A 25,341-nucleotide genomic window follows, 5' to 3' on the forward strand; every position below is an offset into this window, starting at 1 on the left:
CCGTTGCACCGCTCCTGTCGGTGCGCCCCCGGGGGGCTTCCCCCCGGGGGGCGGCGCCCGTTGTCACCCGGCCCCCGCCACTGTCATCGTCTCGCGGGGTCAGCCGGCCAGGCCGGCCACCGGGGTCGGGTCGAGCACCACGGTCGCCGAGGCGGACTGCGGAGGTACGCCCGGGTCGGTCGGCGCGTCGGTGTACTCCGCGACGAACACCGCGGTCAGGTTGTCCGCGCCGCTGTGCCCACCGTCGAGGAAGGTGGGGATGCTTCCGGTGCAGCCCGTCGACGTGGACAACGGGTGCCCGTGCTCGTCGTGCCCGAGCACGTAGGTGACCTTCACCCGGGAGCAGTCCACCGGCAGGTCGTCGGTGACCTTCACCTCGTACGCGACCGTCTGCCCGAACTGGAACGGCTGACCGGCCTCCGGGGCGACGAACTCGACGATCGGTGCGGTCGGCCCGACCACGAGCGGCAGGGTAGCCGAGGCGGACCGTCCGGTCCGGTCGGTCACCTTCAGCGTCGGGTTGTACGAGCCGTTCTCCGGGAACGTCCAACTCGCGTTCGGAGCGGTGCTGTCCACCGAGCCGTCCGCGTTGAAGTCCCACGCGTAGCTCAGCTTGTCACCGTCCGGGTCGGTGGTGCCGGCGCTGGAGAACGCGACGGTCAGCGGGGCCTGCCCGACGGTGGGCGTACCGCTGATCTTCGGGATCGGGGTCCGGTTGCCCCGGACGAAGTCGATCCGGGACAGCTGCGCGTCCGGGTTCTCGGCGAAATAGCCGTCGCCGTACTCCAGCACGTAGAGCGCGCCGTCCGGGCCGAACTCCATGTCCATCGGGTTGTCCACCACCATCGACGGCGCCACCGGACGGATGTCCGTCACGTCACCGTCGGAGTCGAGGCGGAACTCCTTGATGTAGTCGCGGGACCACTCGTAGAACAGCGGCACCCCGTCGTAGTAGGCCGGCCAGCGGGTGCGCGACGTGCTGGTCCCGTCGTACTCGTACGCCGGGCCACCCATCGGAGAGATGCCGCCGGTGCCAAGCTGCGGGAACTCGGCCGAAGGGGCGGCCGCGTACCAGACCTCGGGCTGCTCGACCGGCGGCAGCACGCGCTTGCCGGTGTTGTGCGGTGAGTCGTTGACCGGGCGCTTGCAGTTGAACTTCGCGCCGGACTCGCCAGTGGCGAAGTCGTAGTCGCGGTAGGCGATCGTCGGCGTCACGCAGTACGGCCAGCCGTAGTTCGCCGGCTTGTCGACGCGCATCCACCGACCGTGCCCGGCCGGCCCGCGCTCCGGGCTCGGGTTGGACGCGTCCGGCGAGTAGTCGCCCACGTACACGTCATCGGTGCGCTTGTCGACGGCGAACCGGAACGCGTTGCGCAGCCCCATCGCGTAGATTTCCGGGCGGGTCTGCGCCGTGCCGGGCTTGAACAGGTTGCCGGCCGGCACCGTGTAACCACCACCGGCCTTCGCCTTGATACGCAGCAGCTTGCCGCGCAGGTCGTTGGTGTTGGCCGAGGTGCGCTGGGCGTCGTACGCCGGGTTGCGGTCGGCCCGCTCGTCGATCGGGATGTAACCGTCGGAGGCGAACGGGTTGGTGTCGTCACCCGTCGACAGGTACAGGTTGCCCTTGCTGTCGAAGTCGATCTGACCGCCGACGTGGCAGCAGATGCCCCGGTCGGTCGGCACGTCGATGATCTGCTGCTCGCTGGCGAGGTTGAGCTTCATCCCCTCCAGCTTGAAGCGGGACAGTCGCAGCGCGCCCTTGAACCGCTGCCAGTCCGCCTCGGTGCCGGTCTCCGGCGCGTCCCCCTCGTTGACGCCCGGGGTCGCCGGGTCGTCCACCGGGGTGTCCATCGGCGGTGAGTAGTAGAGGTACACCCACTTGTTCTGGGCGAAGTTCGGGTCGATCGCGACCCCCTGCAACCCCTCCTCGTCGTGCTCGTACACCGGAATGTCGGCGGCGAGGGTGTTCAGCCCGGTGCGGGGGTCGTGGATGCGGACCTCACCGGTGCGGGAGGTGTGCAGCACCCGCAGGTCGGGCAGGACGGCGAGGCTCATCGGCTCGCCCGGGAAGTCGTTGAGCGTCACTTTCTGGAAGCTGCTGTCCGGCGGCGCGGCCGGGGCCGCGGCGGCTGCCGACGGCGGTACGGCCAGGCCGGCCGTCACCAGCAGCAGGGCGGACGCGAATGCGGTCCTGTTCATCAAGTGTGTCCCCTGAGGTGGTGTCAGTACCGGAGTGAAGCGAGATAGTCGAAGCCGACGCGCGCGGTGTCCAGGGCGTCGGCGGGGGAGCGCGGCGCGGTGCCCGCGTCGTCACGCTCCACGATGTACTCCTCGATGCCGGCCTCCCGCTCGTGCGCGAAGATGCGGCCGAAGTCGATGATGCCGTCGCCGAGGTCGGAGAAACCACCCTCGACGTCGAGGTCCTTGACGTGCACCTGGCGGATCCGGCCACGGTTGGCCCGGATCACGTCGACCGGGTCGTGCGCACCACGCCACGTCCAGTAGAGGTCAAGCTCGAAGTGGACCAGCCGCGGGTCGGTCTGCCCGCTGAGGATGTCGAACCCGGTCGAGCCGCCGGTCAACGGCACGAACTCGAGCTGGTGGTTGTGGTAGCCGAACTCGAGCCCCGCGCGCTCGGCGAGCCGCCCGGCCTTGTTCAGATCCCGGGCCAGCGCCCGGTAGACGGCAGGGTCCCGGATCGGCTGGCCGGCCGCGTCCCGACCGAAGTACGGATGGACGATCTTCTTGCAGCCCACCACGTTGGCGTCGGCGAGGGCCTGCTCCCAGGTCGCGGCGTCGAACGGCTGCGGAATGCCGACATGCCCGGAGGTGGAACGCAGCCCGGCCTCGTCGAGCGCGGCCCGGAACTGTGCGGCCGTGCGGCCCACGAAGCCAGCGTGCTCCACCCGCCGGTAGCCGATCCGGCGCAGCGCGTCCAGACTGCCGGGCAGGTCGGCGGCGAGCTGGTCACGCAGCGTGTAAAGCTGGATGCTGATCCGGTCCACCGGCACCCGCCGGCGGCCCTGAGCCTGCCCACCGGACGCGGCGGGCGCGGCGGGCGCGGCGGCGGCCGGGCCGCCAAGGAGACCGGCGGCGCCGACGGCAGCCGCGGAGACGGTCGCGGCCCGCAGCACTCCACGCCGGCTGACCGGCTCGGACGCCGGTGTCGGCCCCGGTCGGTTGAGTTGTTGATCCATGGTGGTGGTTCCTTCCTGACGGTGGGTACGCCGTCGGCGGCGGTCGACCTGACTGCCGTCTGCCGGGCGCGCCGAACCGGCCGGAGACGGGCTCCGGCTGGACGGTAAGGACGACGCGGGTGCGGCCCACACCCATCGGGGGCGGAGCGCGGCGACCCGGCAGAGGTGGCGGCAAGTTGATCGACGGATGGGCAACCCTCTATCTAGATCGAAACCTTACCCTTGCCCTCGGACGAAGGCAAAGCTTCGTCGCGTTTGGCAGAAGTTTCGCTTCAACTGACAAAAGCTCGCCCACGAGGTGCGCCCACCGGCATGACCTTCTACTTCTCGCGCCCCCACCGCGGCCCGCCCTTGTCGCGTTCCGCCTCGCGGTGCTGAGCCTCGCGGCGCGCTGAGCCTTGCGGCGCGCTGAGCGTCGCGGTGCTGCGCCTTGCGGCGCGCTGAGCGTCGCGGTGCTGCGCCTTGCGGCGCGCTGAGCGTCGCGGTGCTGCGCCTTGCGGCGCTGCGCCTTGCGGTGCTGCGCCTTGCGGTGCTGCGCCTTGCGGCGCTGCGCCGCGCCGCGTCCCGCTGTGCTCGGCCCCGCTCTACTCGCCGCGCACCGCCTCGCCCGCCCGGTCCGCCTCGCCTGGCCGGTCCGCCTCGCCTGGCCGGTCCGCCTTGCCCGGCCGGTCCGGTTTGCGCGATCCGACTGACCTGCCTGGTCCCCCGGTGCGTGATCCACTCGGGCTCACGGAAGTCGCGGTATCCGGGGTCTGCTGACAGCGCGACCTCATGAAAGCCGAGTGGATCACCAGCCAAGGTGAGCGTGCTGGCATCCAGGGAACGGACAAATGCCGCGCATGACTCTGTGCGCCGGGGTATAGCTGTGACTCGCGAGGTGGCGAGGCCGCAGGCCTGGTGTCGGGTGGCTCAGCCGCACGAGTCCGGATGGTCTGGGCCGATTCCGCTCGGAGCTGGTGCTGCCCTACGCTCGGGCGCCACGCCCCGCCCAACCTCGGGTCTGCAGCTCGCCCACATCTCCCTGCCGCAGCGTCCGCACCCGCACACCCCCACACCGCAACTCGCGCCCACGTGCCATACGCCCCAGACCCCCACGCACGTGCCACGCCGCCGTACCCACGTGCCACATACCGCCATTCGGACAGTCGACGATGGGTCGCTCAAGCGGAGCACAGCGCATGACATGGGTCGGTTGAACCCCTGTTCCGCCAATTGGAACATAGTAGGAAAATGCGCCGGCTAAATGCGCTGACGATTATTTCTGAATACCGCGGATACTCCTGTCGGGCGGGTCAGAATGTGGCGGAGGGAAGCCGAAAACGGGGGGACAGAAGATGACGTCTAGGCGGCCATTGACGCTGTTGGCGGTAACCATCGCGGCCGTACCACTCGTCCTGGGTGGGTGCACCGCCGACCGGGGGTCGGCGAACGGCTCGGCCAAGAAGCACGCCGCGCCGCCGGAGCTCGCCGTGACGCCGGGGGACAAGGCCCGGGACGTCCCGGTCAGCGCCGAGGTGGGCACCGTGGTCAAGGGCGGGCGGATCACCGGTGTACGCCTCACCGACGACAAGGGCAAGCAGGTCACCGCCGAGCCGCGCGAGGACGGGTCGGGGTGGGTGCCGAGCGCGCCGCTGCAACCACGACGGACCTACACCGCCGAGGTGACCGCGACCGGCGACTCCGGTGCCACCACGACCCGCACCACCACCTTCACGACAATGGCCAAATCCACCAAACCGCAGATTACGAGCACCCTCTATTTCAACGGTAACCGGACGTACGGCACGGCAATGCCGGTAACGGTGGCGTTCGACCCGGGAATTCCGAAAGAGGCCAGAGCGGATGTCCAGCGGCGCTTGTTCGTGAAGACCAATCCGCCGCAGCCGGGCACCTGGTCGTGGCTCGCTGATGGAAGTCAGGTCTATTATCGGGCCCCCGATTTCTGGAAGCCCGGAACCACGATCAGCGTCCGCGCCGGCCTGGAGGGCCTGCCGATCGGAAAGGACCGGGTCGGCGACGCCGAACGGACCGCGACCTCCAAGATCGGCCGTCAGGTCTCGCTGGAGATCGACAACGCCACCAAGCAGATGACCGTGCTGCGCGACGGCAAGCAGGTCCGCCGGATCCCGGTCAGCCTGGGTAAGCCGAGCACGCCGAGTTCCAGCGGCAAAATGGTGATCATGGAGAAGCACGAGCGGGCCACCTTCGACACCCGGGGCGAGCCGAACGGTGGGTACGTGGTCGACGTCGACGACGCCCAGCGCTACACCTGGGGTGGCGAGTTCATCCACTCCGCGCCCTGGTCAGAGGGGGATCAGGGCAGCACCAACGTCTCGCACGGGTGCGCGAACGTGTCCGCCACCGCGGCCGACTGGCTGATGGGGGTGACGCAGGTCGGTGACCTGGTCACCGTGAAGGGCACCGAGGTGGAGCTGCAACCGGGCAACGGCTGGACCGCCTGGAACGTGAGCTGGGACGAGTTCGCGCAGGGCAGCGCCCTGCCGGTTCCGCCCGGGCTCAAGCCCGCGCCTGTCACTCCGGCACACCCCGGCGCGGTGGCCGGCGGGTCGCCCGCCCCCGCCCCCTCGGTCAGCGGTCGCTGAGACACCCGGACGGCCGGACGAGGCCGGCTCGCCCCCACGGCGGGCCGGCCGTCCGGCCGTAGGACCTCGCGGTGTGACCCCGCCGCGATCCGCGCAACATCCCCGATGTTGCTGCCTCCAACGCCGAAGGGGCCGCAACATCGGGGATGTTGTTGCCCGCAACGCCCGGGAGGCCGCGACCTCCCCGGTGCCGCGATCTTGCAGTTGCTGTGTCGACAGAAGGGGGCATTCTCCGCATTTCGGCGACAGGAAGTGCAAGATCGGCGCAGCGGGGTGGGGATCGGCGTGGTGGGGTGGAGTTCAGGGCAGTGGGGTGGAGTTCAGGGCAGTGGGGTGGGGATCAGGGCGGCGGGTGGGGATCCCGCGCGGTGTGGGTGCAGGATGGGCGCGGCGGGGTGGAGGTCAGTTGAGGGGGACGCGGGCTACCCCGGGGCCGGTGAGGCTGCCCAGCCAGAGGTGGTCGCCGTGCTGGCGTACCCCGGTGATCATTGAGTAGTACCCGTTCGGGCCGTGCAGCGTCCGGCGGACCGTGCCCGCGTCATCGACGAGCGCGACCAGCCCGTAGCGGCGTGGCTGCGGCTGCATCCGGTCGGGCAGCAGAGCGGCGATCTGACGCAGCCGCGGATGGGGCAGCAGCCGTTCGGCGATCGGCACCCGTGGGCTGGGCAGCGCGATCCAGTACGTCCCGTCGCCCACCGAGGCGAGGTTGTCCGGGTACGCGGGCAGGTCGGCCAGGACCCGGACGCCGCCGCTCAGTTCGACCCGCAGCAGACGGTGGGTGCTGGTCTCCACGAGCATCAGCGCCGACTCGTCCGGGGTCAGCGCGATCCCGTTGGGGAAGTACAGCCCTTCGGTCACCACCTCGGTGTGCCCGCTGCCCGGGTGGTGGGCCAGCACCCGACCGTTGGGGCGGTGCTCCAGTAGGTCCCGTTTCCAGTGTGAGACCGGAAACCGGTCGGAGCTGTCGGTGAAGTAGATGGTGCCGTCGCTCCCCACCGTCGCATTGTTGGCCAGGTGCACCGGGGGTGCCGTCCCGGTCAGTTCGCGTACCGCGCCGTCCGGCGTGACCCGCAGCAACCCGCGGTACGCGTCGCAGACCACCAGGGACTCGCCGTCCGGGTCCAGTTCGATGCCGAGCGGCCGGCCGCCGGTCTCGGCCAGCAGGTGGGGTCGGGTGCCGGCTGCCGCGTCGACCGGCCACCACCAGAGCCGACCGTCCTCGTCGCCGCTGATCACCCGCCCGGTCCCGTCGACGAGCACGTCCTCGGGGCCTACGGCGCCGGCCGGGAGCGGCAACAGATCGGCCTGGTCGAGCCGGCGGTCGGTGGGGGCCCACGGCCCGGCAAGTGCCGGCGGGTTGGTGGCCGGCTCGCGGACCGGACGGATCAGGCGTGGCGGCCGGGGCCGGGGGATCAGCACCGACCTATTCTCCACCCGGTCCCGATCGACGTCGGGCTGCGCACCCGCGCGGCGTGGCGTCCGGTGGTGAGCGCCGGCTCGGGGGTGTCCGTCCGCACATCTGCGACCAGGAGCGGGCGACTACCCGGCGTGACGAGCCTCTCTGGTCCCGGGCTCCACCCCGAGAGGGAGGCGGAGTACCTCGGGGTATGCCCCTGGGCGTACCCGGAATCACTCCGCCGAGGGGCGAAAGTGTCGGTGGTGGGGGCTAGATTTCTCTGCATGGAAGAGCACAGCGACCGGCTCGACGTGCAGGTCAGCGTGGGTGACCAGATGGTCCTCATGCGGGTGGCGGGCGAGGTCGACATCGCCACGGTGGCCGCGTTCCGGTCTGCGCTGTGGTCCGCGCCGGCCCGCCCGGTGCTGCAGCTTGATCTGTCCGGGCTGCGGCTGCTCTCCGCGGCCGGTGTTCGCACGCTGCTCGCCGCGCACCTGCGGGTGCGGGCCTGTGGTGGCGAGCTGGTCCTGGTCGACCCGAGCCCGGTGGTGGCGCGGGTGCTGCGCGTCAGCGGGCTGCACCGTGTGATGCCGATTCTCGAGCTGGCCTCGCCGATCGCGCCCGCACGTCGGCCGGTGACCGCAGCCACTGACCTGCAACTGGCGGCCTGACCGAGGGCACCGACCTGCACTTGGCGGCCTGACCGAGGGCACCGACCTGCAACTGGCAGCCTGACCGGGCCGACGAGGTGGCCCTCACCCGTCGTGACCGGAAGCGGCGCCCGGGCCGCCGGCAGAACCGGAAGCGGCGCCGGGGCCGCCGGCAGAACCGGAAGCGGCGCCGGGGCCGGGGCCGCCGGCAGAACACCGGCGGCCCGAGCGCAGCGAGAGTTTGCCGGCGACCCCGGCGACAGGTCAGCTCACGCCGAGCAGGTCGACGACGAAGACGAGGGTCTCGCCCGGCTTGATGACGCCACCGGCGCCCCGGTCGCCGTACCCCAGGTGCGGCGGGATGGTCAGGCGGCGACGCCCACCGACCCGCATGCCGGCGACGCCCTGGTCCCAGCCGGCGATGACCTGACCGCCGCCGAGCGGAAAGTCGAACGCCTCGCCCCGGTTCCAGGACGAGTCGAACTCGGCGCCGGTGGAGTGCGAGACGCCGACGTAGTGCACGCTGACCAGCTGGCCCGGCTCGGCCTGCGGGCCGTCGCCCACGGTGATGTCCTCGATCACGAGGTCGGCCGGCGGTGCACCCTCGATCGGACCAACCTCGGGCTTGCCCGACTGGGCGCCTGCTGCCTGGTTCATGCGGGGATCTCCTGCCGTGTTGGGTGATGTGTCCGGTCACCGTCGATCCTGCCGGATCACCCCTCACCGATGTGCGGCGGACCCACCACCTGCTCCGCGGCGACTTCGTCGGTCCGCAGTTGCCCGGTCTGGTGTTCACCTACGCTCAGGAAGGGCCGGTCGGCCCGGTGACGGGCGGTGCGCCGTGGTCGATGCGGAGGGCGTCGGTGGCTGAGGCGACGGTCGCGGTCCCGCTGTGGGCCTGGGCGGCGGTCGGCGCGGTGATCGCGGTGATGCTCGCCGTGGACGTGCTCCTGCACCGGGACAACCACGTCATCGAGCTGCGCGAGGCGCTGGTGTGGAGCGCAGTGTGGATCGGCGCGGGCCTGCTCTTCGGGTTGGTCGTGTGGTGGGGCCTCGGTGGTGACCCGGCCATCGCGTACTTCTCCGGCTACCTGCTGGAGAAGGCCCTCTCGGTGGACAACGTGTTCGTCTTCGCGCTGCTCTTCGGCTACTTCCAGGTGCCGCCGGGCTATCAGCACAAGGTGCTGTTCTGGGGTGTCGTGGGCGCGCTCGTGTTCCGGTTGCTGTTCATCTTCGCCGGCGCCGGGCTGTTGGACCGACTCACCTGGGCCGGTTTCGTGCTGGGAGCGTTCCTGATCTGGACCGGCTGGCGGCTGGCCGTACGCGGAAAGCCGGACGTCGACCCGGAACGCAACGTGGCGGTCCGGCTGTTCCGGCGGCTGGTGCCCACCGACGCCCGCTACCACGGGGACCGCTTCACCACCCGGGTGGCCGGCCGGCGCTTGGCGACGTTGCTGCTGGTGGCGCTGGTCGCCATCGAGGCCACCGACGTGGTCTTCGCCATCGACTCGGTGGCGGCGATCCTCGCCATCACCACCAACACCTTCCTGGTCTGGACGGCCACGGCGTTCGCCGTCCTGGGGCTGCGCAGCCTCTACTTCTGCCTGGCCGGGTTGCTGCGACACTTCGGCTACCTGCGGTACGGGCTCGCGCTGCTGCTCGCCTTCGCCGGGCTGAAGTTGATTCTCGCCGAGACACCGGTGGGCAAGCTGCCGGTCTGGTTGACCCTCGCCGTGGTGGTGCTGACCCTGGCGGTCTCGGTCGGCGCCAGCACCCTGACCGCCCACCGCCGCGCCGACGGCTGAGCCGCCGCGGCGATGGTCAGCCGACCAGCACCGGCCGGGACAGCTGGTCGGCGAGGAGGGTGGGCGCCTCGGCCAACGACGGGCCGTACCAGGTGAGGTGCCGCCCGGAGAGCAGAGCGCACGGTACGCCGGGGAACGCCTCCGGCCCGTCGTCGGCGGTGAACAGGTACGGCTCGTCGGGCAGTACCACGAGGTCGGGCTCCTGTTCGCGCAACTCGGTTAGGGACGGGCGGGGGTAACGCTCGGGGTGCTCGTCGTAGGCGTTGACCACGCCGAGGCGGCGTAGCACGTCACCGGCGAACGTGTCGCCGCCGAGCACCACCCAGGGCCGACGCCAGACCGGCACCACCGCGCGGCGGCTGGGCGCCAGCCGGGGTGGCGTGGCCCATGCCCGGCGGGCGGCCTCCAGCCAGGGCGGCTCCGCCGGCGCGCCGAGTTCGGTCAGCAGCTCGCCCAGCTCGGTCAGCGCGCGGGGGACGGTCCGCGGGTAGGTGACCCGCACCGGCACGCCGGCCGCCCGCAGTGCCTCCGCGTCGGCCCGGCGGTTCTCCTCCACGTTCAGCAGCACCACATCCGGCCGCAGCGCCCGGACGCGGTCCAGGTCGGGGTACTTGCTGCCGCCGACCCGGGCCACGTCGAGCCCGACCGGGTGGCTGCACCAGTCGGTTGCCCCCACCAGCACTTCCGGCAGCGTCGACGCCACCGCCTCGGTCAGTGACGGCACCAGCGACACCACCCGCACCCGCGTACCTCCGTTCGCCACCCGTGCACCGATCATGCCCTCCGGGTCGGCTCGGGCTCAGGGTCGACCCGGCTCAGGGTCGACTCGGGTTCAGGGGCGGCCCGGCTCGATGCGAGCGGTCACGTCGAGGTGTGCGGGCTGACAGTCGGTCGTCGCCGCGAACCGGCGGACCGCACCACGAACGTGCTCGCGTACGACGGCGGTCGGCGCGTCGGCGGTGAGGTCCACCCGGATCCACACGTCGGGGTGCGGTGGTGCGCCGGTGAGCACCACCCGGGCCCGGCGTACGCCGGGGTTGCCGGTCAGGTCGCGTACCAGCGCGTCGGTCAGAACGTGGGTGGGTAGCCGGGTTCGGCCCGGCCGGCGTCCGGGGTGGCTCAGGGTGCCGCGCAGCGTACCGCCGGGGTCGCGCAGTTCCCGGGCCAGCAGGCGCTGCCCGGCCAGCGCGACAAGCGCCCCGGCGACCGCAGCGGCCAGGGTGCTCCACGGCGCGGCACTCCGCCATCGGTCGACCAGATCGGCGCTGAGCAGCACCGCCGCCGGGTTCGCGCCGAGGCTGGTCGCCAGCGTCGCCGCGCCCGCCAGCACCAGCAGCAGCGCGATGATGGTCCACAGGAGCCGGTGTTCGGTGTTGGTCATGCCGGCCGCCGACGAGGCAGCAGCCGGACGTCGATCCGGGCGGGGCGGGGTGCGGTGAGGCGGTGCAACTCCTGCCGTACGGCGAACTCGATCTCCGCTCGGGCGGCCGGGTCGCCGGTCGCGCGGACCTGGGGACGCCACGTGTCGCCGCGCCGTCGGACCCGGACGCGGGCGCGGCGGACACCCGGCACCGCGCCGGCGGCGTCGGCGAGCCGTCGCTCCACGCAGCGCCGGTGCAGATACCAGCCGTCGTGCTCGTCGGTGCGCAGCCGGACCGGCGCCCAGCGGCGCAGTTGGGCGACGAGGATGGCCAGGCCGAGCAGGAGCGCCCCGGCGGCCACGGCCCGGACCGCGGGGTCGCCCCACCGGGTGCCGCCCAGCGCGTCGAACCAGCGGCTGGTGTCGAGCGGCGTCGGACGGCGCAGGGTGAGCAACAGCGCCTGGACGGCCACCGCCGCGCCGCCGACGAGCAGGGCGGTGGCCAGCAGCAGGGAGGCGAGCCGGTTGGCGGTGCGCACCTCAGCCGTCCTCCCGTGCGGCGGCCCCGCAGGAGTCGACGCCGGGGACGAGCAGGTCGTCCACGGTGACGGTCACCACGGCCACGTTGAGCCCGGTCTGGGCGGTCACCCGATCGGCGACCACCGCGCGGACCGTCTCGGCGATCGTCGGCACGCTGTGCCCGTACCAGGTGATCAGGTGCAGGTCGAGCCCGACGGACCGGTCGTCCAGGCGGACCGCCGCCGGGCGGACGACTGACACGCCCGGTACGAGGCTGGCGGCCTGCGCCGCGATCCGCGCGACGTCCGCCTCGTCGTCCGGTCGAGGCACCGAGCCGGTCGGGCTGTTGCCGGGTTTCGCCCCTGTCGACGGGCGGGTGGTCATCGGCGTCGCCGAGCGTCGGTCCGGCGGTCGCCGAGACCTGTCACCGCGAGGTCGCCGTCGAGTACCCGGACGACCAGCCAGCCGAGGAGGCCGGCGAGGACGGCGAGGGCGGCCACGCCGATGCCGGCGAGTGCCCAGACCGCCACGGCGAGGAACCCGGCGAGGAAGCCGAACTGCTGTCGCGACATGGTCACCTCCGGAGTGGTCCAGTACCGGCGGTCGCTGGATACACCCGGCGGCCATTCCTGGAACGTCGATGCTCATGTGATCTGAGTCACAGCATAAGTCGGTGCCCCATGATCGACCACCTAGACTCGGCCCGGCTCGACCGACCGGCGGATGGATCAGGCAGATGACGAGCATCGGCAGCGATGAGCGCGGCTGGCTGCGGGCGGTGCCCGCCGAGACGGGGCGCGACGAGCCGCTCTGCCGCGCCGGCCACCGGATCCTGGCCGCACGCCGGCTCAGTGACCTGGTCCACGGCCGTCCACCCGGTGTCACCGGCAGCCAGTGGACCTCGGCGAGCCGCGCCAGCTTCGACTACGTCGTCTACGCCGCTGACACCGGCCGCCCGGTCGTCGCCGTGGAGATCGGCCCGGTGCCGTCCGCCGGCTCGCCGGAGCAGCGTGTGGAGCGGCTCAAGGACGCCGTGAGTGCGGCCGCCGGCCTGCCCGTGCTGCGGATCGGTTCGCCGACGCTGCGGGCCGTCGAGCACGGCCGCCGCCTGGTCGAGTACGTGATCGACGCGCGCGCCTACGCCGCCGGCGGTGCCGATGCTGCCGACACCGACGCGCCGCCCGTGGGTTTCCGGGACATCCTCGGCCGGTTGCCGGACGGGCGTACCGGGCCGGTCAACGACCTCGGCGCGCTGACCCGGGCGGCGGCGGTCGAGGCGTACGTGGCCGGGCAGGTGGCCGACCCGATAGTGCGCGGGCTGCACGTCCGCTGGGTGGACGGGCCGGTGCAGGGGTGGAGTTGGGTGCAGGTACGCCCCGACGCGTGCCTCGTCGAGCAGGTCTCGGTCACCGAGCACCGCTTCTCCTGTGGTGTCGACGCGGCCCGGCTGGCCGAGGATCTCGCCGCCGTCGCCGTGGGGGAGCGGCTGCGGCAGAACGCGGTCGCGGACCTGCCGCCGCGCGCCGAGTGGACCGCGCGGATCGCCGCGCTGAGTCAGCGTCGCCACGAACTGGTCGGCGGGTTCGCCTTCGACCACCTCTGCGCGGACTGATCCGCGCCCGTTTCACCTGCTGATTCCTGCCGCTCGCCGGCTCGGTTCCGGAGCGCGGCAATTTTCTGTGAGTCAGTTGAACCTTCCCGGTCCGGGCCCCGTACTCCTGCGCGAATGAACAGGATCTCCCCATCCGCGTCCGCTGGGCGCGGGAGACGGTGCAGAAAGGGCATCGTCGGCCGTCGACGCATTACCGGGCGGGTCACGGCGGGTCACCGCCGCGGCGTGCCACCTCACATCCGTCGGTCCGCCGAGGGCAGAAATCCAGTACCGGATCGAGAAGGAGAGCAATTCGATGCGCAGGTCCACTCGGGCGCGCCGGCCTTCCGGCAACGCGCGGAGCAAGCGTCTGCTGGCAGTTGTCGGCACGCTCGCGGTCTTCGGCGGAGTTGTCGCCGTGACTCAGATTTCGTCGGCCCAGGACCGGCGGACCAATAAGCCGCGTCCGGCTGCCGGGCAGTGTGTGGAGCCGAGCCCAGGCGCGACCGCGCCGACCGGTGGCGGTTCGACCAGCCGGACCTGGCAGAACGGTCGGTGGGTGCGTAATCACTGGGGTGACGGACAGCAGTCGGTCCCCGAGTGTGAGGACGGCAAGGACGGCACGGTGGGCACCGGAACGGCCATCGCCTGCCCGGATGTGGCGTCCAAGCTGCCGCAGGTGCCGGACCGGGCGCGGGCCGAGGTGGACCGCAACCTGGCCCAGCTGCAGACGCAGATCGCCGAGGCGGACCGCCGGCTGGCGGCCGAGGGCAACAAGGGTGAGGCGTTCATCCGTAACGCGATCCTCCAGCCGTTGGCCGGCAAGCGGCGTGCGGTGCTGGACCGGATCACCACCGCCATCGACCGGGTCGGACCTCGGCCGCAGGGCCTCGCGCAGCTCGCCCAGTGCCAGGTGCAGCCCACCGGCAACACGGGCGGCGGCACCAGCCCCACCACCACCCCGGGCGGTGGCAACAACGGCGGTGGCAACAATGGTGGCGGGAACAATGGTGGCGGCACCGCGCCGGGCGCGGGCCTCGGCGTGCTCGCCAACGACTGCGACGAGAGCCGGCTCCAGCCGCACGACGGTTTCCAGAACGGCAACCGCTGTGTGAGCACCGAGTTCGGTGAGGTCGGCGCGGCGGCAAACAACCCGTCGCTGCTGATCACCCAGTTCCCTGAGCAGGTCGGTCAGAACCAGCCCTTCACCCTGCGGGTCAGCACCCGCAACCTGGTCCGGGACCGCTTCCTGGCCGCCGGTCAGGGCGGCTACTACGTGGAGAGCTCGCTCCTCAACGACCAGGGCCTGGTCCGTGGTCACTTCCACACCGCCTGCCGGATGCTGGACAGCGTGACGGCGCCGCCGGAGCCGCAGGAGGTGCCCGCGTTCTTCGTCGCGACCGAGGACGGCCGCGGTGGCGCCCAGCCCGACGAGGTGACGATCCAGATTCCGGGTCTGCCGGAGTCGGGTACCGCCCAGTGCTCCGTCTGGGCCGGTGACGGGTCGCACCGTCTGCCGATGATGGAGCGGGCCAACCAGACCCCCGCCTTCGACTCGGTGCGCATCGACGTCAACTGACCTGACGCGGCGACGGCGGCCGGCCACCCGGGGCGACAACCCGGGGTGGCCGGCCGCCGTCGCCGCAGCCGGTGCCCGTACAGACGACGGGGCCCCGCCGTTTCCGGCGGGGCCCCGTCGAGTCGGGTCAGCGGCTCTTGTACGCCTCGACGACCTCGACCGGGATCCGGCCCCGCTCGGAAATCTTGTAGCCGTTCTTGACGGCCCATTCCCGGATGGCCCGGTTCTGCTCCCGATCCATTCCCGCGCCGGCGGGTCGCCCCGGCCGTCGGACGGAACGGGCGCTCTCTGCCGGACCGCGACCGATCCGCCGACCCGCATTGATGTACGGATCGAGCGCCTTGCGCAGGACGCCGGCATTCTCGTCGGAGACATCGATCGTGTAGGCCACGCCGTCGAGACTGAACTCAACCGTCCGGTCGGCCTTCCCACCGTCGAGGTCGTCGGTCAGGACCGTGATTACTTTTCTCGCCATTGCCGATTACTCCCTGTGTGCGGCGGGATGTGTCCAAAGTCTGACCTATCACCCCGGTAATCCGCAACAATATGCCTTCCATTCATTCGGCGCGTCGCGATTCCGTTACCGAGCAAAACCGGGAATCGGTCCGATGACGAGGGCTCATTCCTCCAGGATGCCGCTGTGACCGGCGAGGGCGGCCGCCTCGGCCCGGTTCGAGACCCGCAGCTTTCGCAGCAAGGCGGCGGTCATCCGTTTCACCGTTCGTTCGGAGACGTGCAGTTCTTCGGCGATGTCGACGGTGCTGCGACCGGTGGCGATCGCCCGCAGCAGCCGCCGTTCCTCGCCGTCGAGTTCGACGGGGGTGAAGCGAGCCGGTCGCAGCATGGCGCGGAGCAGGCCGGCCGGCAGTACCGCCCAGCCGTCGAGGATGGCCAGCAGCGGGGGCAGCAGCTCCTCCGGTTCGCTGGTCTTGGGCAGAAACCCCTCGGCGCCGGCCCGCAGCGCCTCCAGCGCCGGCGCGGGGTCGGTGGAACCGGACATGGCGACGACCCGTACCCGTGGGGTGGTCCGCCGGATCGCGGCCATCGCCCGGATGCCGCCGGGCGGTGGCATGTGCAGGTCGACAAGGGCCAGGTCGGGGCGGCAGTTGGCGACCAACGCCGCCGCCGCCGCGGCGTCGCCGGTCGAGGCGACCACCTCGGCGCGGCCGTCGGTGGTGATCGGGAGCAGCAACTCCAGGCCGCGGACGAAGAGGGGGTGATCGTCCACGACGACGAGTCGCAAGGTGGAGGCTCCCGGCATGTCTGCGCCGTTCCCCAGCGGGTACCGATCATGCGGGTTCGCACCGTACGGGAGGAGTCGGGTGGATGCGCGTACGGAACGGTCTGCGGGACCTGCTGCGAGGGTTGCGACCGATCGAGCCGACCCGGAGCGGGAGTCGACCCGCCGCGGCCGATTCGGAGTTGCTGCTGCGGGTGTTGTGCCACGAGTTCCGGACACCGATCAGCACCCTCACCTCGCTGACCCGTGCGCTTGCCGACGAGGGGCGGGAGCTGACCAGCGCCGACCGACGGGCGATCAGTGCGCTGGCCCGCGACCAGGCCGCCCACCTGCAGAGCCTGCTGTGCGACGCGACCGCCGGCACCGGCGTGCTGACGCCGGCCCCGCAGCCGGAGCCGACTGTCGCGCTTGCGGGCATCCTGCGGGAGGCCGCCGCGCTGGTGCCGGTCGGTCGTCGACGGGCACGGGCCACCCGGCTGGCGGCCTCCTGCCCGGTGCCGGCCGGGCGAACCCGACAGGTGCTGGTGAACCTGGTGCAGAACGCGTTGCGGCACGGGCCACCGGACGGCCAGGTCGGGCTCTACGCCACCCTGCGCGGCCCTGGCGTGAGCATCCTGGTCACCGACGAGGGTCGGGTCGACGATGAGCTGCTGGTCGCGCTGCGGCGTCCGGCGCCGGCCGTCGGGATGTCCGGCCTGGGCCTGTGGATCGCGCGGCAGCTCGTCGCGACGGACGGGGGAGCGTTGCGGGCACACCGGCTGCGTCCGCGCGGTGTGGCGTTGGAGGTGCTGCTGCCGATGGCCCGCCCGCTGCGGTGACCCGTGCGGGACGCCGGTTGGCCCGCGCGGGTCACCAGGGTGGGAACCGCCTCGCTACCTGTCCCTGGTGCCGAGGAGGTTCGATGTTCGGGCACGTCAAGGATCTGCAGTTCGAGGCGAAACCGGACGGGCCGGACGCGGCGTTCGCCCGCCGTCTGCAGGAGGTGCTCGGCGGCAAGTGGGGCGAGATGACCGTCGCCAACCAGTATCTCTTCCAGGGGTGGAACTGCCGGCTGCCCGGAAAGTACAAGGACCTGCTGCTCGACGTCGGCACCGAGGAGATGGGCCACGTCGAGATGATCGTCACGATGATCACGCGGCTGTTGGACAGCGCGCCGCTGTCGCTGACCGAGGGGATCGCGGAGGACCCCGGGGGTGCGGCGACCTATGCCGGCGAGAACCCGGCGCACTTCATCCACGCCGGTGGCGGCGCCCTGCCCGCCGACTCCAACGGGGTGCCCTGGAGCGGCGCGTTCGTCACCGCCAGCGGCAACCTGCTGGCCGACTTCCATCTCAACGTCACCGCCGAGGCGCAGGGGCGGCTCCAGGTGGCTCGGCTGTTCCACATGACCGACGACCCGGGCGTCAAGCAGATGCTGCGCTTCCTGCTGGCCCGCGACACCATGCACCAGAACATGTGGCTGGCGGCGATCGAGCAGCTCAAGGAGGACGGGCTGGAGGAGATGCCGGTGCCGGAGGCGTTCCCCGACTCGGGCGAGTTCACCGCGGAGTACGGCTACACCTACCTGGGTTTCTCCTCGGGCACCGACGCCGCCCAGGGGCGCTGGGCGTCCGGGCCCTCGCCGGACGGCAAGGGCGAGTTCCGGTTCGACGACAGCCCGCGGGCGAACGCGCCGGAGCCGGTGCTGCCCCCGGGTGACCCCCGGCTCTACGGCACCGACCCGGAAGTGGCCTGGGTCACAGGTCGGAACAAGGGGAACGCTTTGTTACTTGAGTGAGACACGCTCAACTAACGCGAGGTGTTCGATGGCAACTCTTCCGGTACTTCCCCTGACCGACGCCGTGCTGCTGCCCGGCATGGTCATCCCGGTGACCCTCGACCCCACCACCCAGGCCGCGATCGACGCGGCACGGGCGACAGGTGACCGCAAGCTGCTGGCCGTACCGCGCATCGACGGCGAGTACGGACCCGTGGGCGTGGTGGCCACCATCGAGAAGGTCGGCCGGCTGCCCGAGGGTGAGCCCGCCGCCGTCATCCGTGGCCTGTCCCGGGCCCGGATCGGCTCCGGCGTGCCCGGCCCCGGTGCCGCCCTCTGGGTCGAGGCCACCGAACTCGACGAGCCCGCCCACGCCGGTCGGGCCCGGGAGCTGGCCCGCGAGTACCGCGCCCTGGTGACCTCCGTGCTCCAGCAGCGCGGCGCCTGGCAGGTCATCGACGCGGTGGAGCGGATGACCGACCTCTCCGAGCTGGCCGACTCGGCCGGTTACGCGCCCTGGCTGACGCTGGAGCAGAAGACCGAGCTGCTCGCCGCGCCGGACGTCACCGCCCGGCTGGAGCTGCTGGTCGGTTGGGTGAAGGACTACCTGGCCGAGCAGGAGGTCACCGAGCAGATCAACAGTGACGTCCGGGAGGGGCTGGAGAAGTCCCAGCGCGAGTTCCTGCTGCGTCAGCAGCTCGCCGCGATCCGCAAGGAGCTGGGCGAGGACGAGCCGGACGGCTCCGCCGACTACCGCTCCCGGGTCGAGTCCGCCGACCTGCCGGAGAAGGTCCGCGAGGCGGCCATGCGCGAGGTCGGCAAGCTGGAGCGGGCCAGCGACGCCTCCCCGGAGGCGGGCTGGATCCGTACCTGGCTGGACACCGTGCTCGAGATGCCGTGGGGCACGCGTACCGAGGACAACACCGACCTGGCCGCGGCCCGGGCGGTGCTCGACGCCGACCACGCCGGCCTGGCCGACGTGAAGGACCGCATCCTGGAGTACCTGGCCGTGCGCAACCGGCGGGCCGAGCGCAACCTCGGCGTGGTCGGCGGTCGCGGCTCCGGCGCGGTGCTCGCCCTCGCCGGCCCTCCCGGGGTCGGCAAGACCAGCCTCGGCGAGTCGGTGGCGCGGGCGCTCGGGCGCAACTTCGTCCGGGTCTCCCTCGGTGGTGTCCGTGACGAGGCGGAGATCCGTGGGCACCGCCGCACCTACGTCGGCGCGCTGCCCGGTCGGATCGTCCGCGCGCTGCGCGAGGCCGGTTCGATGAACCCGGTCGTGCTCCTCGACGAGGTGGACAAGCTGGCCGCCGGCTACGCCGGTGACCCGGCCGCCGCCCTGCTGGAGGTGCTCGACCCGGCCCAGAACCACACGTTCCGGGACCACTACCTGGAGGTCGACCTCGACCTGTCCGACGTGCTCTTCCTGGCCACCGCGAACGTGGTGGAGTCCATCCCCGGCCCGCTGCTGGACCGGATGGAGCTGGTCACCCTGGACGGGTACACCGAGGACGAGAAGGTCGCCATCGCCCGCGACCACCTGCTGCCCCGGCAGCGGGAGCGGGCCGGGCTGACCGTCGACGAGGTCACCGTCACCGACGAGGCTCTCGCGCTGATCGCGGGGGAGTACACCCGGGAGGCGGGCGTCCGGCAACTCGAGCGGGCCCTGGCCAAGATCCTGCGCAAGGTGGCGGTGACGCTTGCGACGGACCCGACGCCGGCACGTGTCGACACCGACAACCTCGCCGGCTACCTGGGTCGGCCGAAGTTCACTCCGGAGTCGGCCGAGCGCACCGCGGTGCCCGGCGTGGCCACCGGCCTGGCCGTCACCGGCGCCGGTGGGGACGTGCTCTTCATCGAGGCGACGAGCATGGAGGGCGAGCCGGGGCTGACCCTGACCGGGCAGCTCGGTGACGTGATGAAGGAGTCGGCGCAGATCGCGCTCTCCTACCTGCGCTCCAATGGGCGGCGGTTCGGCATCGACCCGAACGCCCTGGCGGGACGCCGGATCCACGTCCACTTCCCGGCGGGCGCGGTGCCCAAGGACGGTCCGAGCGCCGGCATCACCATGGTCACGGCCCTGGCGTCGCTCGTCACCGGACGCCCGGTCCGCCCCGAGTTCGGGATGACCGGTGAAGTCACGCTCTCCGGGCGGGTCCTGCCGATCGGCGGGGTGAAGCAGAAGCTGCTCGCCGCGCACCGGGCCGGCCTCACCGAGGTGATCATCCCGGCCCGCAACGAGCCCGACCTGGACGACCTGCCGACCGAGGTGCGCGAGGCGCTGACCGTGCACACCCTGGCCGACGTGGCCGACGTGCTCGCCCTGGCGTTGCGCCCGGCCGACGTGAAGACGCTCGACGGTCCGGCGCTCTTCGCGGTCTGACGTACCACAGCGACAGGCCCCCGCCGCTCACGAGACGGCGGGGGCCTGTCGCTGTGCTCGGGTCCCGCAGGACCGTACTGTCGTGCTTGAGACGTCAACTACCTCTCCGCCGCAGGGCGGTACCCCCGGAGGAAACCCCTGTGAACCTGGTGCTGTGGATCGTTCAGATCCTGCTCGCCGCGATCTTCGGCGGCATCGGCGTGGTCAAGCTGACCCAACCCAAGGAGAAGCTGCACGAGACGATGGGCTGGACGAAGGCCGCCACGCCGGTCCAGGTCAAGGCGATCGGCGCCCTGGAACTGCTGGCCGCCATCGGGCTGCTGCTGCCCGCCCTCACCGGCATCGCCACGGTGCTCACTCCGCTCGCCGCGCTCGGGCTGGTCATCATCATGATCGGCGGCACCGTGGTGCACCTGCACGGAGTACGCACGGCCACCGCGCCGGAGCGGCGCACCTTGGAGATCCAGGGCATCGTGACGTGCGTGGCGCTGCTCGTCCTCGCCGCGCTGGTGGCCTGGGGCCGCTTCGGGCCGTACCCCCTCTGATCGCAGTCGCGTCGCCGGCGACCGTCGTACCCCGGCGGTCGCCGACGACGCGCTCAGCGCTCGTCGCCGCCGCGGTCCCGGCGCACCGTGGCCTTGCGGCCCTTGATCGTGCTGGAGCGCAGGCCGGAGATGACCTCGTCGGCCACCCCCTGCGGCACCTCCACCAGCGAGAACCGGTCGGCGATCTCGATCGAGCCGATGTCCCGGCCACGGATGCCGGTCTCCCCGGTGATCGCGCCGACCAGGTCCTGCGGGCGCACCCCGGCGCGTCGACCCAGGCCGACGAAGACCTGCACGGTGTTGCCGCCGCCGGAGCGGGGCCGGCCCCCGCCCCGCCGGTCGCCGCCCCGGCCACCGGAGTCGGACCGACCCTCGCGCGGCCCCCGGACCGGAGCCTGCGGGATCTCCTCCTCGTCGTCGGAGCCCGGCGACGTCACCTCGTGGGCCAGCTTCACGGCGGCGAGGGCGACCTCCATCAGGTCGAACTCGTCGGTCAACGTCTCCACGATCACCCGGAACGGGTCGAGGTCGTCCTCCAGCAGGCTCTCCCGCAGGGCGGCCTGGGTCAGCTCCAACCGACGGGTCCGCATGTCGGCCACGGTGGGGATCTTGTCGATGGTGATCCGCTGGCCGGTGACCCGCTCGATGGTCTTGAGCATCCGGTGCTCGCGCGGCTCGGCGAGGGTGATCGCCACGCCCTCGCGGCCGGCCCGACCCACCCGACCGATCCGGTGCACGTACGACTCCGGAGCGGACGGCACGTCGTAGTTGACGACGTGGGTCAACTGCTCGACGTCCAGCCCACGGGCCGCCACGTCGGTGGCGACCAGCAGGTCGGCGGTGCCCGCCCGCAGCCGGCCCATGACCCGGTCGCGCTGCTCCTGGCTCATGCCACCGTGCAGCGCCTCGGAGCGGTAGCCCCGACCGTTCATCGTCTCGGTCAACCGGTCGACCTCTTCCCGGCTGCGGCAGAACACGATCGCCGCGGTCGGGGACTCCACGTCCAACACCCGGCCCAGCGCGGCCGGCTTGTGCGCCCGGGTCACGATGTACGCGCTCTGCCGCACCCGGGGCGCCTCACCGGCGACCGGCTGCTCCCGGCCGATCTCGATCCGCACCGGCTCGCGCAGGTGCTGGCGGGCCATCCCGTCGATGCGCGACGGCATGGTGGCCGAGAAGAGCACCGTCTGACGCTGCGCCGGGGCGTGCTCCAGGATCGCCTCGATGTCCTCGGCGAAGCCCATGTCGAGCATCTCGTCGGCCTCGTCGAGCACCACCGTGGCCAGGCCACCGAGGCGCAGGGTGCCCCGGGCGATGTGGTCGAGGGCCCGTCCCGGGGTGGCCACCACCACGTCGACGCCGCTGTCGAGTGCCCGTAGCTGCCGCCCGATCGGCTGCCCACCGTAGATCGGCAGCACCCGGGCCCCCAGGTCCTTGCCGTAGCGGTGGAACGCCTCGGAGACCTGCACCGCCAACTCCCGGGTCGGCACCAGCACCAGCGCCACCGGGTCGCCGCCCTGACGGTGGGGTGTCATGAGGTTCAACAGCGGCAGCGCGAACGCCGCCGTCTTGCCGGTGCCGGTGGCCGCCTGACCCAGCAGGTCCCGACCCTGCAACAGCGGTGGGATGGCTTCCCGCTGGATGGGGGTCGGCTCCTCGTACCCGAGGGCGGCGAGCGCGCCCAGCAGCTCGGCGCGCAGCCCGAGTTCGGTGAAGGCGCTCGCCTCGTCGGTGCCGTCGGGGGTGGCGTCAGTCGGTGCGTCGTGCTGTGCAGGTGCGGAACTCATGCGCCAAGCTTTTCATCACGCCGTCCGGGCCGTTGCGGCGACTGCCACAAGAGCGGTCCCGAGCCCGTTCCACGACCCCGGTGACGGCCGTGGTCAGGCATCGGTGGTCAGGATGGCAAGCACCATCACCCCGGCGAGGGCCACGTCGAGCACCCCGCAGAACTCGGCGTACCCGCGCGGCACCACCCGGCCGGTGCGGTGGTTGACGAGGTCCCAGCCGGCGTGCGTCAGCCACCCCAACGCCACCAGCCACGAGGCCGTCCGCCCCCCGACCGTGAGGGCGACGAGCGTCAGGGCGACCCAGACGACCAGACCGGCGAGTTGGACGGCGAGCACTCCCCGCCCGCCCAGGGTGCGGCGGGCCGCGCCGATCAGCAGGTAGCCGCCGGGCAGCACCAGCATCGTCCACGGGCTGAGCACGGTCGGGTCGACCCACATGTCCACCGTCAGCAGCAGCGCCAGCCCGCTCGGCCAGTGGCGGGCGAGCGCCACCACGGCCGGATGCCTGCGGATCGGCACCGGCGTCTCGTGCCGATGACGCACCGCCACCAGCACCATGGCCGGCACCATCAGCAGATGACCGCCGAGCATCAGGGCGTCGGCGTCCAGCAGGCCCGCCCACCACGGCACCAGCAGCAGCAGGAACGGCACGTACATCGCGGCGGCCATCTCGACGACCCCGCGCCAGTGGTGCGCCCGGTAGCGCATCCACACCGTCATCCCGACGGTCATGTTCGTGGCCATCACCAGCGCGGCGACGTCCGGCCGGGCCAGCGCGTCGGCGACCCTCAGGGCGGTGCCGGCCAGCTCCCACAACGGCCCGAGCAGCAGCATCCCGGCGACCATCGCCAGCGCCATCTCGCCCAGGTGCCACAGCAGCCGCCGCGTGCTGCCGGTCGGTGCCGCGGGGGTCGGCGTCGGCCGCGGGGGCACCGGGTCGGCGGTGGGCAGGGGCGTGGGCGACGGTACGGCGGTGACGTTGTCCGCGTACATCCGAGTGTTTTCCATGCCTCGACCCTGCCGGTGTCCCCGGTGCGGCCGGCAGACCGCTTCGTCACGGAAAAACCGTGCGGACCGCACGGTCCGACCGTGACGATTCGCAGGGGTGGACCGCGCGCTGCGCGGTCCTAGGATCGGTGCGTGGCGAGCGAGGCGCTGACCCCCCGGGCGGACCGCCGGTTGCGTCGCGCCCGGCAGGCGACGCTGGTGTCGCTGGCCACCGGCGTCTGGGCGAGCGTCCTGCTACCGGCGGTCGGCCTGACCCGCGAGCCCGACCCGGTCCGGGTGGCCCTCGGCGCGGTTGGCATCCTCGCCTTCGTCATCGCCCAGACCGTCGTCCTGTACGCGGCCGTGACGCCGTGGCTCGACCCGCGCTGGCGGCGTCGCGCCGAGCTGAGCCTGGTCGGGGCGGCGGTGCTCACCGTTCCGCTGGTGGGTCCGGTGGCGGCCGGTAGCTGGCCGACCTGGGCCTGGCTCGGTGCGGCGCTGATCGGCATGACGCCGCTGCTGGTGCGCTGGCGGGCCGCGCTGGCAGTCGCGGCCGGTGTCCTGGCGGTGGCGGTCGCGGTGGCCTGGTGGACCGGCGGTTCCGTCCCGCGCCACCTCGCGGTGACCGGTGGGATCGGCGTGGCCGTCGCCGCCGTCAACGGGTTCCAGGTCTGGTTCTGGGACCTGCTGGTGGAGGCCCGGCAGGGCCAGGCCGCCCAGGCCCGGCTGGCCGCCACCGAGGAGCGGCTGCGCTTCGCCCGCGACGTGCACGACGTGCTGGGGCACCACCTCACCGTGATCGCGTTGAAGGCCGAACTCGCCGCTCGGCTCGCCCCGGTCGACCCGGAGCGGGCTGGCCGGGAGGCCGCCGAGGTGCAACGCTTGGCGGCATCCGCGCTGAGCGAGGTACGCGAGACCGTGCACGGCTATCGCGCCGTCGACCTCGACGAACAGCTCACCGCGGTGGCGGGGGTGCTGCGCTCCTGCGGGGTGCGGTGCACGGTGCGGCCGCCACCGGCGGACCTGCCGCAGAGCGCCGCCGTCGAACTGGCGGCGGTCCTGCGCGAGGCGAGCACCAACGTGCTGCGCCACAGCCGCGCCGACTGGTGCCGGATCCACATCGATCGGGAGGCCGACGTGGCCAGGATGACTGTCGCCAACGACGGCGCCGACGGCGGTGGCCCGGACGCGCACAGCCACGGCCTGCGGGGGCTGGCCGACCGGCTCGCCGCCGCCGGGGGCGAGTTACGGGTACACCGGGAGGACACGATCTTCACCCTCGAAGCCACCGTGCCGGCGCGGTCGTGATCCGCGTCCTGCTCGCCGACGACGAGGACCTGATCCGGGTCGCCGTCGCCGCGCTGCTCAGCCTGGAAGCGGACATCGAGGTGGTGGCGCACGCCTCCGACGGGCCGACAGCGGTCACCGCCGCCCTGGCACACCGCCCGGACGTGGCGGTGGTGGACCTGGAGATGCCCGGCCTGGACGGCATCGCGGTGGCCGCCGAGCTGACCCGGGTCCGACCCGACTGCGCGGTGGTCGTGCTGACCGGGCACGGTCGCCCCGGCCACCTGCGCCAGGCGCTGACCGCAGGTGCCCGAGGGTTCCTGCCCAAGGGCTCTCCGGGTTGGGCACTCGCCGACGTGATCCGCCGGGTGCACGCCGGAGGTCGCTACGTCGACCCGTCGCTGGCCGCCGACGCGTTGACCCTGCCTCCGTGCCCGCTGACCCCACGGGAACTGGAGACGCTTCGGCTGGCCGAGGTCGGCGCGCCGGTCGCGGTGATCGCCCGACGGGTGCACCTGTCCACCGGCACCGTCCGCAACCACCTCTCCGCCGCCGCGCAGAAGCTCGGCGCCGCCGACCGTGCCGAGGCGGTGCGCACCGCCCGGGACAACGGCTGGCTCTGACGAGTTGACGACCGGGTCGATCGTGACAGGGGTGAC

24 protein-coding genes are annotated in these 25,341 nt (G+C 72.2%); 11 read left to right on the forward strand and 13 right to left on the reverse strand.

Features of this window, described 5'->3' with window-relative positions:
* Positions 1-99: 99 nt before the first annotated feature.
* On the reverse strand, positions 100-2,199 hold the full coding sequence (locus tag AB0C15_RS27580) for a PQQ-dependent sugar dehydrogenase (protein ID WP_357356676.1): 2,100 nt from the start codon (positions 2,197-2,199) through the stop codon (positions 100-102).
* A 23-nt stretch (positions 2,200-2,222) separates the two neighbouring features.
* Positions 2,223-3,197, reverse strand: a complete 975-nt coding sequence (locus tag AB0C15_RS27585) for a sugar phosphate isomerase/epimerase (protein ID WP_357356679.1) — start codon at positions 3,195-3,197, stop codon at positions 2,223-2,225.
* Positions 3,198-4,531: 1,334 nt separating this feature from the next.
* Here AB0C15_RS27585 and AB0C15_RS27590 point away from each other — a divergent pair.
* Complete coding sequence (locus AB0C15_RS27590) at positions 4,532-5,800, forward strand: Ig-like domain-containing protein (protein ID WP_357356681.1); 1,269 nt, start codon at positions 4,532-4,534, stop codon at positions 5,798-5,800.
* A 402-nt stretch (positions 5,801-6,202) separates the two neighbouring features.
* Here the strand turns inward: AB0C15_RS27590 and AB0C15_RS27595 are convergent, their stop codons facing one another.
* Positions 6,203-7,219: an SMP-30/gluconolactonase/LRE family protein gene (locus AB0C15_RS27595; RefSeq protein ID WP_357356683.1), complete on the reverse strand. Its 1,017-nt coding sequence runs from the start codon at positions 7,217-7,219 to the stop codon at positions 6,203-6,205.
* Between the two features lie 261 nt (positions 7,220-7,480).
* Here AB0C15_RS27595 and AB0C15_RS27600 point away from each other — a divergent pair, with 261 nt between their 5' ends.
* The gene (locus AB0C15_RS27600) at positions 7,481-7,867 is read left to right on the forward strand and encodes an STAS domain-containing protein (RefSeq protein ID WP_357356685.1); all 387 of its coding nucleotides are present in this window, start codon (positions 7,481-7,483) and stop codon (positions 7,865-7,867) included.
* A 243-nt stretch (positions 7,868-8,110) separates the two neighbouring features.
* On the opposite strand, the gene AB0C15_RS27605 is transcribed toward AB0C15_RS27600, so the two are convergent.
* Complete coding sequence (locus AB0C15_RS27605) at positions 8,111-8,503, reverse strand: FKBP-type peptidyl-prolyl cis-trans isomerase (protein WP_357356687.1); 393 nt, start codon at positions 8,501-8,503, stop codon at positions 8,111-8,113.
* Between the two features lie 191 nt (positions 8,504-8,694).
* Between AB0C15_RS27605 and AB0C15_RS27610 the strand changes: the two genes are divergently transcribed.
* The gene (locus AB0C15_RS27610) at positions 8,695-9,651 is read left to right on the forward strand and encodes a TerC/Alx family metal homeostasis membrane protein (RefSeq protein ID WP_357356798.1); all 957 of its coding nucleotides are present in this window, start codon (positions 8,695-8,697) and stop codon (positions 9,649-9,651) included.
* Positions 9,652-9,667: 16 nt separating this feature from the next.
* Here AB0C15_RS27610 and AB0C15_RS27615 read toward each other — a convergent pair whose 3' ends face one another.
* The 5 genes from AB0C15_RS27615 to AB0C15_RS27635 all read right to left on the reverse strand — a co-directional run bounded on the left by AB0C15_RS27615 (position 9,668) and on the right by AB0C15_RS27635 (position 12,102).
* Positions 9,668-10,393, reverse strand: coding sequence for a helical backbone metal receptor (locus AB0C15_RS27615; protein WP_357356800.1), 726 nt, complete (start codon positions 10,391-10,393; stop codon positions 9,668-9,670).
* A gap of 90 nt (positions 10,394-10,483) precedes the next feature.
* Positions 10,484-11,032, reverse strand: coding sequence for a hypothetical protein (locus tag AB0C15_RS27620; protein ID WP_357356689.1), 549 nt, complete (start codon positions 11,030-11,032; stop codon positions 10,484-10,486).
* Positions 11,029-11,550: a DUF6286 domain-containing protein gene (locus tag AB0C15_RS27625; RefSeq protein WP_357356691.1), complete on the reverse strand. Its 522-nt coding sequence runs from the start codon at positions 11,548-11,550 to the stop codon at positions 11,029-11,031. The genes AB0C15_RS27620 and AB0C15_RS27625 overlap by 4 nt, the downstream gene beginning before the upstream one ends.
* Before the next feature lies 1 nt (position 11,551).
* Complete coding sequence (locus AB0C15_RS27630; RefSeq protein ID WP_357356693.1) at positions 11,552-11,914, reverse strand: Asp23/Gls24 family envelope stress response protein; 363 nt, start codon at positions 11,912-11,914, stop codon at positions 11,552-11,554.
* The gene (locus AB0C15_RS27635) at positions 11,911-12,102 is read right to left on the reverse strand and encodes a hypothetical protein (protein ID WP_357356695.1); all 192 of its coding nucleotides are present in this window, start codon (positions 12,100-12,102) and stop codon (positions 11,911-11,913) included. Before AB0C15_RS27635 ends, AB0C15_RS27630 begins: the two co-directional genes overlap by 4 nt.
* Before the next feature lie 164 nt (positions 12,103-12,266).
* Here AB0C15_RS27635 and AB0C15_RS27640 point away from each other — a divergent pair, with 164 nt between their 5' ends.
* A complete protein-coding gene (locus tag AB0C15_RS27640; RefSeq protein WP_357356697.1) occupies positions 12,267-13,142 on the forward strand; it encodes a DUF2726 domain-containing protein in 876 nt (291 codons plus the stop codon).
* A 295-nt stretch (positions 13,143-13,437) separates the two neighbouring features.
* Positions 13,438-14,700, forward strand: coding sequence for a hypothetical protein (locus AB0C15_RS27645; RefSeq protein WP_357356699.1), 1,263 nt, complete (start codon positions 13,438-13,440; stop codon positions 14,698-14,700).
* 127 nt (positions 14,701-14,827) lie between these two features.
* Here the strand turns inward: AB0C15_RS27645 and AB0C15_RS27650 are convergent, their stop codons facing one another.
* On the reverse strand, positions 14,828-15,175 hold the full coding sequence (locus AB0C15_RS27650; RefSeq protein ID WP_357356701.1) for an Lsr2 family protein: 348 nt from the start codon (positions 15,173-15,175) through the stop codon (positions 14,828-14,830).
* A 144-nt stretch (positions 15,176-15,319) separates the two neighbouring features.
* The gene (locus AB0C15_RS27655; RefSeq protein WP_357356703.1) at positions 15,320-15,928 is read right to left on the reverse strand and encodes a response regulator transcription factor; all 609 of its coding nucleotides are present in this window, start codon (positions 15,926-15,928) and stop codon (positions 15,320-15,322) included.
* 98 nt (positions 15,929-16,026) lie between these two features.
* Here AB0C15_RS27655 and AB0C15_RS27660 point away from each other — a divergent pair, with 98 nt between their 5' ends.
* The 4 genes from AB0C15_RS27660 to AB0C15_RS27675 all read left to right on the forward strand — a co-directional run bounded on the left by AB0C15_RS27660 (position 16,027) and on the right by AB0C15_RS27675 (position 20,621).
* Complete coding sequence (locus AB0C15_RS27660; RefSeq protein ID WP_357356705.1) at positions 16,027-16,758, forward strand: HAMP domain-containing sensor histidine kinase; 732 nt, start codon at positions 16,027-16,029, stop codon at positions 16,756-16,758.
* Positions 16,759-16,841: 83 nt separating this feature from the next.
* Positions 16,842-17,717, forward strand: coding sequence for a manganese catalase family protein (locus AB0C15_RS27665; RefSeq protein ID WP_357356707.1), 876 nt, complete (start codon positions 16,842-16,844; stop codon positions 17,715-17,717).
* Between the two features lie 28 nt (positions 17,718-17,745).
* Entirely contained in the window at positions 17,746-20,076 is a 2,331-nt protein-coding gene (lon, locus tag AB0C15_RS27670; RefSeq protein WP_357356709.1) for an endopeptidase La, read from the forward strand.
* Positions 20,077-20,216: 140 nt separating this feature from the next.
* The gene (locus AB0C15_RS27675; RefSeq protein WP_357356712.1) at positions 20,217-20,621 is read left to right on the forward strand and encodes a DoxX family protein; all 405 of its coding nucleotides are present in this window, start codon (positions 20,217-20,219) and stop codon (positions 20,619-20,621) included.
* A 53-nt stretch (positions 20,622-20,674) separates the two neighbouring features.
* Here the strand turns inward: AB0C15_RS27675 and AB0C15_RS27680 are convergent, their stop codons facing one another.
* Positions 20,675-22,408: a DEAD/DEAH box helicase gene (locus AB0C15_RS27680; protein WP_357356714.1), complete on the reverse strand. Its 1,734-nt coding sequence runs from the start codon at positions 22,406-22,408 to the stop codon at positions 20,675-20,677.
* 93 nt (positions 22,409-22,501) lie between these two features.
* Positions 22,502-23,416, reverse strand: a complete 915-nt coding sequence (locus AB0C15_RS27685) for a hypothetical protein (RefSeq protein ID WP_357356716.1) — start codon at positions 23,414-23,416, stop codon at positions 22,502-22,504.
* A gap of 132 nt (positions 23,417-23,548) precedes the next feature.
* On the opposite strand from AB0C15_RS27685, the gene AB0C15_RS27690 reads away from it, so the two are divergent.
* Positions 23,549-24,703, forward strand: coding sequence for a histidine kinase (locus tag AB0C15_RS27690; RefSeq protein WP_357356718.1), 1,155 nt, complete (start codon positions 23,549-23,551; stop codon positions 24,701-24,703).
* Positions 24,700-25,305 (forward strand): response regulator transcription factor, encoded by a 606-nt coding sequence (locus tag AB0C15_RS27695; protein WP_357356720.1) that lies wholly within the window; start codon positions 24,700-24,702, stop codon positions 25,303-25,305. The genes AB0C15_RS27690 and AB0C15_RS27695 overlap by 4 nt, the downstream gene beginning before the upstream one ends.
* The last annotated feature ends 36 nt before the right edge of the window (positions 25,306-25,341 follow it).

Source organism: Micromonospora sp. NPDC048835 (genome assembly GCF_040649995.1).
In the GTDB taxonomy this organism is placed as follows: domain Bacteria; phylum Actinomycetota; class Actinomycetes; order Mycobacteriales; family Micromonosporaceae; genus Micromonospora.